General features: G+C 57.6%; 9 protein-coding genes and 1 pseudogene. 6 read left to right on the top strand and 4 right to left on the bottom strand.

All coding sequences use genetic code 11. The features are described 5' to 3' along the window. Positions 1-269 (bottom strand): helix-turn-helix domain-containing protein (locus BSG20_RS33520; RefSeq protein WP_143147596.1); only part of this gene is annotated, 269 nt, incomplete at its 3' end. Positions 270-618: 349 nt separating this feature from the next. Between BSG20_RS33520 and ectB the strand changes: the two genes are divergently transcribed. After that, positions 619-1,893 carry a diaminobutyrate--2-oxoglutarate transaminase gene (gene ectB, locus BSG20_RS33525; protein WP_072382072.1) on the top strand — a complete coding sequence of 425 codons (1,275 nt, stop codon included), beginning with the start codon at positions 619-621 and terminating at the stop codon, positions 1,891-1,893. 263 nt (positions 1,894-2,156) lie between these two features. Here the strand turns inward: ectB and BSG20_RS33530 are convergent. Both BSG20_RS33530 and BSG20_RS38155 read right to left on the bottom strand, forming a co-directional pair. Beyond that, positions 2,157-2,594: pseudogene (locus tag BSG20_RS33530) on the bottom strand (transposase); the annotation flags it as partial. A 952-nt stretch (positions 2,595-3,546) separates the two neighbouring features. After that, positions 3,547-4,560, bottom strand: coding sequence for a hypothetical protein (locus tag BSG20_RS38155; RefSeq protein ID WP_244551842.1), 1,014 nt, complete (start codon positions 4,558-4,560; stop codon positions 3,547-3,549). 896 nt (positions 4,561-5,456) lie between these two features. On the opposite strand from BSG20_RS38155, the gene BSG20_RS33545 reads away from it, so the two are divergent. From BSG20_RS33545 to BSG20_RS33570, 5 genes are all read left to right on the top strand, one after another. Continuing rightward, positions 5,457-6,128 (top strand): hypothetical protein, encoded by a 672-nt coding sequence (locus BSG20_RS33545; protein ID WP_143147597.1) that lies wholly within the window; start codon positions 5,457-5,459, stop codon positions 6,126-6,128. A 576-nt stretch (positions 6,129-6,704) separates the two neighbouring features. Further along, positions 6,705-6,902: a hypothetical protein gene (locus BSG20_RS36870; protein WP_167371654.1), complete on the top strand. Its 198-nt coding sequence runs from the start codon at positions 6,705-6,707 to the stop codon at positions 6,900-6,902. Positions 6,903-6,925: 23 nt separating this feature from the next. Beyond that, complete coding sequence (locus tag BSG20_RS33560) at positions 6,926-7,783, top strand: condensation domain-containing protein (RefSeq protein WP_244541520.1); 858 nt, start codon at positions 6,926-6,928, stop codon at positions 7,781-7,783. Then, a complete protein-coding gene (locus BSG20_RS38740; RefSeq protein WP_167371655.1) occupies positions 7,780-8,460 on the top strand; it encodes a condensation domain-containing protein in 681 nt (226 codons plus the stop codon). The genes BSG20_RS33560 and BSG20_RS38740 overlap by 4 nt, the downstream gene beginning before the upstream one ends. Positions 8,461-8,568: 108 nt before the next feature. Further along, the gene (locus tag BSG20_RS33570; RefSeq protein ID WP_072382083.1) at positions 8,569-9,606 is read left to right on the top strand and encodes an IS110 family RNA-guided transposase; all 1,038 of its coding nucleotides are present in this window, start codon (positions 8,569-8,571) and stop codon (positions 9,604-9,606) included. Between the two features lie 800 nt (positions 9,607-10,406). On the opposite strand, the gene BSG20_RS38565 is transcribed toward BSG20_RS33570, so the two are convergent. Beyond that, positions 10,407-11,999: thioesterase domain-containing protein (locus tag BSG20_RS38565; protein ID WP_143147599.1), on the bottom strand; the 1,593-nt coding region annotated here is incomplete at its 5' end.

An 11,999-nucleotide genomic window follows, 5' to 3' on the forward strand; every position in this document is an offset into this window, starting at 1 on the left:
CGATGCACATCGGAAAGCTTTCCTTGATTGCCAAGCGCTTTGCCGTTGATGAGCCCTGAAGGACCGCGGGCATTGAAGCGCATAACCCAATCGCGGACAATCTGCAGGGTCACGCCTCCGATCCTGGCCGCGTCGCTGCGTGAATGACCATCATAGATTTCGGCAAGGGCAAGAAGCCGCCGAGCCTGTGCCGCATCCTTCGTGCTCTTGGCCAATGCCCGCAGGGCAAAACCGTCGAAGTCATCGCGCAGTGGAATTCCCAATGTCATCCGCAAACCTCCGTTTGCGACATAGATTCAGAATTCAACTGATTTGGAAACCGCAAAACGAGTCAGAGACCGCTCACGTTGGTATTAACCAGTGGAGGTCGCGTCCGGAATTTTGGGGGGCCACTTATTCTGACTGGAGTAGGCGGATACTAAAGAATGGCTGGTGTCCACAAGAATGGCTGGTGACCACGCTACCGACGTAGGTAGGCGCATGGGCTGAGGTTAGCGTTTAAAACCGCAGAGTTGTCGCCAGAATTTCCAGCTAGTGCTGGCTTGTGAAAGCAGACATTGCGTCACGTAATTCAAGTACTATGCCGCGGCTCTTTCGTGGCATCGTCGGGAGAAGATCATGCTTCAAGAGCGTCAATCCAACTTGCTGGCCACCTTTGAAAGACTCGAATCGAACGTGCGATCATATTCGCGATCATTTCCGGTTGTGTTCAGGAAGGGCGCAGGAGCCATCCTCGAAGACGAGAATGGTTGCGAGTACATCGATTTTCTCTCCGGCGGAAGTGCCCTTAATTACGGTCACAACGACCCTGATTTTCTGAACAATGCTGTGCAATATTTAACGGAAAACGGTATTGTCCATGGTTTGGATATGGCTACGTCAGCAAAACGAGAGTTTATGGAGTGTTTCGAGGAAATAATATTGCGTCCGCGCGGCCTGACGTACAAATTCCAGTTCACCGGACCTACCGGCGCCAATGCCGTCGAAGCTGCTTTGAAACTCGTACGGAAGGCCACCGGGCGGAGCAGTATAATTTCATTTACCAACGGCTATCATGGAGCGAGCTTAGGCGCGCTTGCGGTAACGGGCAACCGGTATTATCGAGATGCAGCGGGTCTTCCTCCAGCCGGAGCAGTGTTCATGCCCTACGACGGATATTGGGGAGCCGATAAAGATGCCCCGGTATATCTGGAAAAGGTGCTCGCGGATGCGAGCAGTGGTGTCGATCTGCCAGCAGCCGTCATTTTGGAGACCGTCCAGGGCGAGGGCGGCATCAACCCTGCGAGCAAAAGTTGGCTGCAGTCGCTGGAGCGGCTCTGCAGAGAGAACAGCATCCTCCTCATTGTCGATGACATTCAGGCAGGTTGCGGACGAACGGGTGACTTCTTCAGCTTTGAATTTGCGGATTTATCGCCAGACATCGTTCTCTTGTCTAAGTCCCTCAGTGGCTGTGGACTACCGCTGTCCCTTTTGCTGCTCAAACCCGAACTCGATATTTGGCAACCGGGCGAACACAGCGGTACCTTCAGAGGCAATAACCTTGCCCTCATAACGGCGACTGCTGCATTGCGGAAATATTGGAGGAATGGAGAGCTGTCTGCGCGTGTGACGAAGACAGGCCACATTATGAGCCAACGTCTTCGGGAGATTGGTGAAAGCAACCAAGATCAGAGCCTTCTCGTGCGCGGAAGGGGCATGATGCTGGGGCTCGATTGCGGCACAGGAGAACTGGCCGGGAAAATCGTCCGAAACGCCTTTGAAGGAGGGCTCGTCGTAGAGCGATGCGGCGCGGACGATCAGGTTATCAAGCTTCTCCCTCCGTTGACAATTGACGAGCAGACACTTCAACGCGGCCTGGACATTCTGGAGAAATCTGTCAACGCAAAGGCTTAAGTGGTTACTGCATCCTGCTACACCTCCGAGGAATGGCCGCGCTCGTGATCTAACGTCGTCGAGTTAGTAGCCGGTGTGCCAGTCGATCGTGAAGAACTCGTTCTCAGGCAGGTTGATGCCGCATTGGTCGGCTCTGGAACGGGAAGAGTAGTGCGGCTAACAGACACAAAAGTTGCCTGAACCATCGCAGCAGGAGGGAGAAGTTGTATCCGGCGGCCGCCAGAACGGCATTGACGGCGTCACCCTGTTCGCCAGCGAAATAATTGCGTATCCTGTGGCTTCATCGCGCCTGTCTTGACTGCCACTGCCAGGCTCTCCTGCAAGAGCGCGGCGATCCGCTCCTCGCCCATGCGCTGCCGCAAGCGCGTCATCGAGGAGCGGTCGAACGATAGTTCGTGCCGGAAGAACTCCTCGCCGCACAGGTACTGAAAATAGGGGTTCTCCACCCAGCGCTCGCACAGGGCCTCGTCCGACCGGTTGAACGTGTGCTTGAGAATGGCCAGCCCCGCCATGAGCTGCGTCGGCAATGGCGGCATGCCCGCTCCGTCCGAATAGACATCACCAAAACGGGCGTCCAGCACTGACCAGTCAATGGCCTGCGCCAGACGCACCAGTTCGTGCTTCATGTTGATGATCTGGTCGAGCCGGGATCGGAATAGATCCTGTTCACCCGTTTCGCGCCGTTCGCGTGGTTTGCCCATGCCTAACCTCCGATTCACCGCGATAACCCAGTGAATCACGCTTCGCCAGCCAGGGAAACCTCAAACTGATTTTGCAAGGAAACAGCCTGTTCGGCGGCTGTTTCCTGCAACTATAAGATCTGCAGATCATTCAATTCTTACGTTAAATCAACGGCTTCCGAGTTCTTCACGGCCGACTGTGCCAGGAAGAGAGCTGGCTCGGTTTGTCTGAACAGTACCCGGCGTTTGTTAAGTGGATTTCCGCCTTGGTTACGCTGCTGCCGGGATTGGCGTCAGCGCGTTGAAGTAAGCCTGATCCGGCGTCTGCCGGTCAAGCGATGAATGAGGACGTCGCTGGTTGTACAACAGAGCAACAGAACACCCACGGGACTGAAGTTCACGAGCTCTTATATCCGTGGCACCCCTGGTCGGGACGGCTGATCCATATCCATCAAGTGCTCGACAAGGGAATTGCCGTCTTCCGCTGCAGCCTTACCAGTGATGCCGCTGGCCGGTGGCTGGAAATCCCGGTCTGGATGTTCGATCGAATTGCCAGTGCGCATTGGCGCACCATGCCGGTTCCACATGTTGAACTCGCCAGCCTGCGTGCTTTGGCGAGGATACTCGAAGAGGCTGGCACCCCATCACAACGAGAGGAGATAGGCGCAGCATTGGACTCTCACGAAGCGAGTCGGGGAGATGTCCATGCCACGTCAGTTCACGACCTATCAGTTCGATCTGTTCTTGGCCTACACAGCGGGAGGAGTCCGGCGATACCGCAATGGCAGGCGTTGCCGGAGGAAGCGCGTCAGACACTCACGGCGCTCATAGTGCGACTACTCGTAGACCACGCAAACGGCGGGAGCGCCTCGCAACAGAAGGAGGCTGGTTATGACGCATGAGAAGATCGGGCCACACCACCTGGAACGCAAGGCCTGTCAAGCGAAGCGAGGAACTGACCCCTCATATTGCCTCACCGGTAGATGTTACCGAACGTAGCAGGCTTCGGGATACCCGCATCACCTGCCGCCGCGACGGCAGGTGATGCGGGTAAGCTCTTGATCCAACCACCATCCAAGATGAGCAAACCAGCCATTTCCATGCGCCAGGCCTTTACCAGCCGTTGCACCATTCTGATATTCTTGGCTTTGAAGCGAGCCGGATCGATCTCAGTCAAGCGTTGCAGCACACCGGCTGCCGAGAGAGCTGGCTCGTCCTTCAGCCATTCCTTGATCTGCGCCTCAAAAGGCTCATACATGCTGGGTCTTTTGGGCCAGGGTTTGGTCCGTCGATAGGGTCGCCGATGCGTTGGTCTTGTCTCGCCATTCTTCCAGGCCAGCTTTAGACTTGCGGCGAAGCGCTGGAGATCGACAACAACGGGCTCCTCAAGCTTCTGATTCACACCACGACGATCAACTCGTCTTCCAAGCTCCTCTTGTGCAGCACGCAGGCTGGCAAACAACAGAACGGGGTCGCTATTTTCCAGCATTGCCTGTAGCTGCTTCTTGTCAGCTTTGGCCACGCTAGAATTCGCAAGGACACGAGCGGCGGGTGGAACTGGCGGATGATAGCGCTTGATCACGCGCGCCCCGATCCGCGTCTTATCCTGCAGCTTAAATGACGGCTGGAACAGATTGCCGTAAAGGCGGACAACCGCATAAAGTTGACTAAGAGCAATCGTCGCTTCCGTACCGACGAACCGACCGTACCCCACCAGACGACGCACGATCGCGCCGTTCTTTTGCTCAACATGTGCTTGATCGTTCTTCCGATAGGCGCGAGAGCGTGTCACTTCCAAATTCTCGCTACGGCACCAGGAGACGACGAATTCGTTCATGAAGGCGCTGTCGTTGTCGAAGTCGACACCCAGTAGCGGAAAGGGAAACTGCGAACGGGCCTGTTTGATCGCCACGATCACCTTGCCGCTGTCACGCGTACGGACCGGAACGCATTCGGTCCAGCCCGTAGATATATCGGTCAGCACCATTGTCTGCACGAAGCTCCCCGACGAAGACGTGCCGGAATGCGCTACAAAGTCGACCTCGACGAAGCCAGGCGGAGGATCGTTCCAATCTCCGAAGGTGCGCACCGGAACCGACCGGCGAACCGCCGAACTCATGCCAGCACGTCGACGCTGACCGCCGCGCGCTGCGATACGGACTTCCGTCAAAAGCCGATCCATCGTTGCAGGGCTCACCGTCATCAGTTTGCCGCGTAGCGTGGCGTCAAGCTCTAGTCGGCCATGGCGCTCAAGCGCAGGCAACAAAACAGGTATCAGCGGTTTGAGTCGTTTGGAACATAAGCGTTCTGATACTTCCCACAATACAATGAGTGCGTCGCGGACATCGCTGCCATAACGGAGGCTGGTATTCTTGTGTCCGGGCGAGGGCTTCTTGCGTCGAGCTAGAACCCGGATTGCATGCTTGCGGTGATAGCCGGTTACCGCAACAAACTCATCGAGAATCCTTTGCTTGTCCGCACGGCAGCTAGATCGATATCGTTCGATGATTGCCTCAACCAGTTCCGTCCGTGTCGCCATGCTGATCCGCCGTGCCATCCGCCCCCCGAGCCGGGACAGCAAATCAGCAGCGCCCCGTCAGGAGCATCAACCCTATCGGTAACATTTTGCTTGAGGCAATGCGTCCGGACCAGTTCACGATGACGCTTGATACGCAGATCGAAACCGGCCGGTGACCTCAGCCAAGCGGGCCAGAATTGGGCCAGGTCGTTTGCTTTCCCGGAAGCAAAATAGCGTGCCGATCACTTCACACCAACTGACTTGCGCTTCGGCTTATCGGCTTATTAGCTATCTGGTGTGATAGTGGACCGAGTGCTGGATGCAGAATTAGTCTCAATGGCGTTCTCAGTCCGAGGATGGCTAAAATGATTCAGAGCTTGGCGATCATTGTCACCGACGCACGAGAGATAATTGCAGACCAAAAAGGTCGCTGCCAAGCGGCGCTAGGCTTGCCTGCGGGCACATCAGCGCTAAGTGACTTGTTGTCTCAGTTGGCGCAGGCAGGCGTGCAGAAGACGGTGATCTTAACTCTTCATGGTGTTGGTGATCTCGGCTTGGGTCTCCGTAATGGCCTGAATGGCATGGAGCTCTGCTTACGCGCTCTGCCTACGCCGAATGCCGGGCGCCTCATTGATGCAGTAACGGTAGACGAGATTGGCGAGGTATGTGGCGACGTCCTTGTTTTCACCGGGAACCTCAACATCGACTTCTCGCTTATCGAGCGCTTGGTACAGTCATCTGACAGCAACCTCGTCGTAGTAGGTAGGGCAGATAGCCAGCGATCGTTGCGCTTGCTAACAAATAAGTCGCTGCGGCTTACAGCAATCCTCCCCCAGGACGCTGTCAGTGGGAGAAACGTCTCTGATTTGAGCCCTGTCGGCGTTTATAAGTTCGGGCCCAAATTCCTTCGCAGCATTGCGCGAAATCGAAGGCGCCGGTCCAATGATGATCTTGAGTTTTTCGAAGCCGCACTGGGCCGTCAGGCGTATGAAATGCACGTCATACATGGTGGAACCACAGCCCGCCACGCAGGTTGACGGTCAATGAGGGACTGCTTCTGCCTCGAGTTCCAACTCGACGCGGCGGCTGCGGCAAAGGCGAAGTGGCGCGCCGCTCTCCGTTCATGCTTTGTAGGCATTCGGGAAGCCGTTCCGCCGATCCCAGAGATGATCCAAAGTTCATATTTTGAAACATCATGTTACGCTGACATCAACGATGCCTGCGAAGCCGGACCGATCCAAGGCATGCGAGTGCCGCCACATCCGGCGCCTGCCGAGCACTCTTTTCTGGCTGCTTGACGTGGGCCATTGTGGAATTGCATTCTTGCCGTTCTATAGTCCCGACTAATCAAGGTGTTTGCTCTAAGCTCAAGGCGCTCCTGCGGGCAAAACCTCCGTTGAACCGCTCTGACATCAGCAATCTGAGCGGCGATGGCCAACTTAGTAACAATCTCGTCAGTGCTGACGTCTATCAGGTGTCGAGCCATGTCCCATCAGACTTGCAGCAGATATCGGCAACCGAAACGCCTTCTGTCATCATCCTGATTGCTTGGCACACGTCGATTTATTCCTTGCGATAGTGGCAAACCGCAGACTTCAGCTGAAGGGTTTAAAATGAAATCCACTCGAACCCTCCAGATCAATCCAGTGGACGCTGCAATCTTGAGCGCGATCCCGCCAATCAGAGCTTTGCCGCGTCCGACGCGGGTGCCGCTGTCCTTCGCCCAGCAGCGGCTTTGGTTCCATTCGCGTCTGACGGGTGGCAGGGACGACTGTCACTTGCAGGTGGGCTTCGGCTCCGCGGCAAGCTAGACGAAGCGGCCCTGCAGTCCTCCTTGGACGGGTTGGTGGTGCGTCATGAGGTGCTGCGCACCACCATCGGAGTGGATGGCGACGAACCATTTCAGCGGGTGGGGCCGGCTGGCGTCGGTCTGCCGCTGAAACACGACGATGTCACATTGGCAGCCGATGCGAACGCGACTCTTGCGATGTTGATAAGCAATGAAGCGCAGGCACAATTCGACGTTGAAGTCGGACCTCTGATCCGCGGGCGGCTTGTGCGTTTGACAGTGGACGACCACGTGCTGCTGATTACCATGCACAACATGGTCTCGGATGACCAGTCAGTGAACATCCTGACGCGCGAGTTCACCGAGCTTTATACCGCCGCCCGGACAGGCCGCCCTCCTCAGCTGGCGCCGTTGCCGGTGCAGTATGCGGACTACGCGCTTTGGCAGCGCAATTGGCTGACGGAAGAGATTTTAGAGCGGCAATCGGAATACTGGGGTCGGATGCTGGCGGGCGCGCCAACGGTGCTTAGGGTGCCGACGGACTGGCCGCGTCCGACGCGCCAGGACCCCGGGGGCAGTTGTGTTGAGTTCGTGTGGCACGAGCCGCTGACCACGCAGCTCATTGCGCAGAGCCAACGTTTTGGGACTACGCTGTTCGTGACCGTGCTGGCGGGATGGGCGCTTTTGTTGGCCCGATTATCGGGTCAGGAGAAGTTAATCATCGAGATGCCGAGCGCCAACCGCACGCGCGCCGAGATTACTCGGCTCATTGGGCCCTTCACCAACACGCCGACGCTGCAGGTCGATCTGTCAGGCGATCCGACCGTGGGGGCATTGCTGGAGCAGGTGAATACGGCCGTGCTTTGGGCGCAGGTATACCAGGACTTGCCTTTGATCAGGTGATCGAACGCGTCAATCCTCCCCGAAAGCAGGCTCATACTGCAATCGTAGATGCTATACCTGCATCGGCCAACAACCTTGAGGCGCCAGTGGAAGTGCCGGGGCTGAAAGTTGAGTACATCGGCGCTTGCGAACATGTCGCGCAACATGATCTAGCGCTTGAGCTTATTGAGGTAGGTGAGACGATTCGCGGAAAGCTTATTTACTCGACTTCGCTATTCGACCGGAGCACGGTCGAGCAATTCGCGAGGTGTTTGGAGCAGGCGCTGAGTCAGATGGCGATCGACTTCGGCCAGCGGGTCTGGTCGGTGCCACTGTTGGAGAAGGAAGGCAGTCGTCTTTCGGCAGAGTCGAAGCCGAGGGAAGTGGCTTTTTACCAGGATCGCTGCAATCTGCTTGAGGCGCAGCCGGAGCGGAATCCGGAAGCGGGTCATTGCGAGGACGAGAACCTGAGCTATCGTGAGCCGAACGTGCGCATATCCGCCGCGCCTCGAGTTAGCAAAGTTGAAGCATCGGTCGACGACTCTGACGCGACGCGCGATACTACTACCATGAATTTCATCGAGGGGACGCGCGAAGTAGCCGAGGGTGAGCTACAAGCAAACAGCATCACTCGTTATCACGTGACGAAATTTTATCGAGAACAAATCGCCGACAAGGCTTGTTACGAGATGGTGTAACGGGCGGAGCCCAGCCAGCTAGGTTTGAAGGTCTGGTGGTCGTCCCTCACAATGATGGTGTCGCGGAGTCAGGAGTAGCCTGCTCCATAGCATCACGGAGAGACGACCATGAAAGAGTATGCCGGCATCGACGTATCATTGGAATACTCAAGTGTGTGCGTGGTGGATGCAGATGGCCGCATCGTGCGGGAAGCAAAGGTACTCAGCGAGCCCGATGCGCTGATCGCCTGGTTTGGCGAGCACGGCGTGGCTATGGAACGAATTGGTCTCGAGGCCGGCCCGTTGTCGCAGTGGCTCCATGCCGGGATGACGAAGGCGGATCTGGCGGTCGAACTGATTGAGACGCGGCACGTGCGGACGGCCTTCAAGACGATGCCGGTGAAGACCGACAAGAAGGATGCGCGAGGCATTGCGCAGTTGATGCGGCTTGGCTGGTTCAGAGCAGTTCACTGCAAATCTCTTCCGGCCCAGGAGGTGCGAGCGCTGCTGACCGCACGCAAACTCATCCAGGGAAAGCTTCACGACATCGAGATGAGCATCCGGGGCATTCTGCGCGGCTTCGGCCTCAAGGTAGGGCCGACGACGCGGCGCACCTATGCGGCACGCATCCGCGAGCTGATTGAAGGGCATCCAACCTTGGAGGCGATCGCCGCTTCGCTGTTGAAGGTCCGCGACGCGCTCGACGACGAATTTGCAGGTTTTGAACGCAAGTTGCGCACCATGGCCCGTCAGGACGATAACGCACGCCGGCTGATGACGACGCCCGGCGTTGGCGTCGTGGTGGCGCTGACATTCGTATCGGCCGTTGATGCGCCTGAGCGTTTCCGATCATCACGAGCGGTGGGGCCGCATTTCGGACCGACGCCGAAGAAGTATCAATCGGGCGAGACCGACTATAGCGGTCGCATCTCGAAGATCGGCGATGTGGGCGTACGAACCGCGCTCTACGAGGCGGCCAACGTCATCTTGACCAGGCCTGTCAAAGGCTCGGATCTTAAGACTTGGGCGCTGGCGGTCGCCAGACGTGCGGGTCCCAGAAAGGCGCGTGTCGCGCTGGCCCGCAAGTTGGCGGTTGTGTTGCACCACATGCTCCGAGATGGGACCGACTTCATTCCCCACAGGGCGGCGCCAGCCATGGCCACCTGAGCAGCAAGGAGACAACAACACAGCTTTCGGGGGCACTGCCATCAGCCCTCGAGCAAGGTCCCTTCGCCGGGACGATGGATGGGTTAGGCCGCTAAGCTGCAAGCAGCACTCAGGTGACTGCGCGTGACTAGATTGGCCAGCCGGTCCTCAGCAGACCCCATACAGCAGCGACCCGGCGTCGACTGCGGACAGAAGCAAGCACTCGGCGAGGGATTAAGCTCACAAGGGATTGACTCGGGAGAACCCGTTACAGAAGCAGCTTAAACATATCGTCGAGCCCTCATTCAAAGAGTTCGAGACCATTCTGCTATGCTATCACGCGCAAGAATCCAAGTCCCACGGCCCACCTCGGATGGATACGTATCATGCTCTGGCTCAAATGATTAAATTGTCACTACAGCCTAGCGGACCGCGGGCAAGGACTGTCCGGAGCTGAACTGACCAGAATGTAACTCACGTGGCGTCAGCTGCCGTGGCGGGTTTGCGAAGACTTCAAAAATCCCGTGAAGGCCTCAAATCGGACGTTGCATGTCGGCCCGATTGTCCAGCATATTTTCTCGCCTAAATTGACGATGCCGTCCGGACGCCGTCGTCTTGCTCCATCTGGCCGGGGCTATCACGCCCAACCCGCGGGCGGCCTCACCCTGAACGACGGGGCTGCCATCGCCCCGATCGCCCCATTTCTTCCCTGCGAACGCGTTCCGTCTGTTCCAAACCTCACCGTGATGAAAAAGGCGCGACGTGTCGCCGCGCTCACAATCCAGAACAGCAGACATCAACCGCCTCGTGAACAGGACGGGCTAGGGATCTTTTTCAAGAGCCCCGGTTAGGGCCGTTGAAATGGCCCGGGCCAGAGCTTTGCGGTTTTCCGGAACACTCATCATCGTCACGTGGTCGCCCTGGATCGGTACAGCCGTAATGGCCCCTGGGCTCAAAATCCGGTCCCAGCCGCGCATGGGCGAACTTGTCTCTGGGCCTATCGAGTTCTTGCCCCATCGCGTGCGCCGGCTGAGGGCAGAATCAGTAGCATAAAACTGATGTATTTCGATTGGCAGGGATGGGGCGCGGTACGACTGCAGCGCTCTTTGAAATTGCGCAATTCTTTCATACATCAAAACCTCATCGTGGAGATCACGATCCGGAGGTATGGCCCCTATTTGCTGCGCCTTTTCAAGCAGCTGGCTAATCGAACTTTGTCTAGCGAAGCATTCCAATAGTTCGAAGTGCTTGTCATCTACGGATTTGAGAGTTTCCAGCACCCCTTCGGATACCAGTTGGGTGGGTGTTATGTTTGATGGATTCGCAGGTAGCGTAACATCGATGAATGCCATGAACGCCACGACTTCATCCTGATCCAGTAATCGCTGAGCTATGGCGTAAGCCAAGGTCGCCCCTGATGAGTATCCAGCAAAGCGGTACGGGCCTTGTGGCTGGATTCCTTTGATTGTCACGATGACCGGCGCGGCTATTGCCTCAAGAGTCAGTGGACAAACGTCCTCGAAAGAGGGCCATGGCAGAGCATAGACGGGACAATCTATGTCTATCTCTTTGACCAACCTTAGGACGTACGAACAATCACCCCAACCTGTGGGAACAAAGAACAGCGGTGGCTGTGATCCAGTTGCTTGAACGGAAATCACTCCCGGACTGCTGGGCTGACGCTCCAAGGGAAGCTTAGAGGCAAGTTCCTTCAGAATTGGGGCTTGGAAGAGGTCGGCGGCGCTAAACCGCAGCTTAAGATCACGTGCTCGGTTGAGCAGCTGCACGGCCAACAACGAGTGGCCGCCGAGTTCGAAGAAGTTGTCGTGGCGGCCGACCCGCTCGACCCCGAGAAGCTCCGCCCAGATCCCGGCCAGCAGCGTCTCGATCTCGCCGCGCGGCGCCTCATAGCTGCGGCGCGCATAGGCGTCGTCGTCCGGCGCCGGCAGCGCCTTGCGATCAAGCTTGCCGTTCGGCGTCAACGGCAGCGCCTCGATCTGCACGAAGGCAGCCGGCACCATATAGTCCGGCAGCCGCCCGCTCAGATGCGCGCGCAAGGCGCCGGCAAGCCCGCTTCCGTCATCTTCGTCGTCCGATACCGTCTCGGGTCCACAGACCACATAGGCGACAAGACGCTTGTCACCGGCGCGATCCGCGTGCGCCACCACCACAGCCTCGCGCACCCAGGCGTGCTCAGACAGCCGCGCGGCGATCTCGCCCGGCTCGATGCGGAAGCCGCGGATCTTCACCTGGTCGTCGTTGCGGCCCAGAAACTCGAGATTGCCGTCCGGCAGGTAGCGCGCCAGGTCGCCGGTCCGGTACATCCGCGCTCCCGGCTCCTTACTGAACGGATCGGCCATAAACCGCTCCGCCGTCAGCTCGGGCCGGTTCAGGTAGCCGCGCGCCACCCCCGC

The sequence above is a fragment of the Rhizobium tibeticum genome (assembly GCF_900110205.1).
Lineage (GTDB): Bacteria > Pseudomonadota > Alphaproteobacteria > Rhizobiales > Rhizobiaceae > Rhizobium > Rhizobium tibeticum.

Coding starts and splice junctions, on each gene's coding strand:
- BSG20_RS33570 (WP_072382083.1), top strand. CDS start 8,569: ATGAAAGAGTATGCCGGCATCGACGTATCATTGGAATACTCAAGTGTG.
- BSG20_RS33545 (WP_143147597.1), top strand. CDS start 5,457: ATGATTCAGAGCTTGGCGATCATTGTCACCGACGCACGAGAGATAATT.
- BSG20_RS38155 (WP_244551842.1), bottom strand. CDS start 4,560: ATGGTGCTGACCGATATATCTACGGGCTGGACCGAATGCGTTCCGGTC.
- ectB (WP_072382072.1), top strand. CDS start 619: ATGCTTCAAGAGCGTCAATCCAACTTGCTGGCCACCTTTGAAAGACTC.
- BSG20_RS36870 (WP_167371654.1), top strand. CDS start 6,705: ATGAAATCCACTCGAACCCTCCAGATCAATCCAGTGGACGCTGCAATC.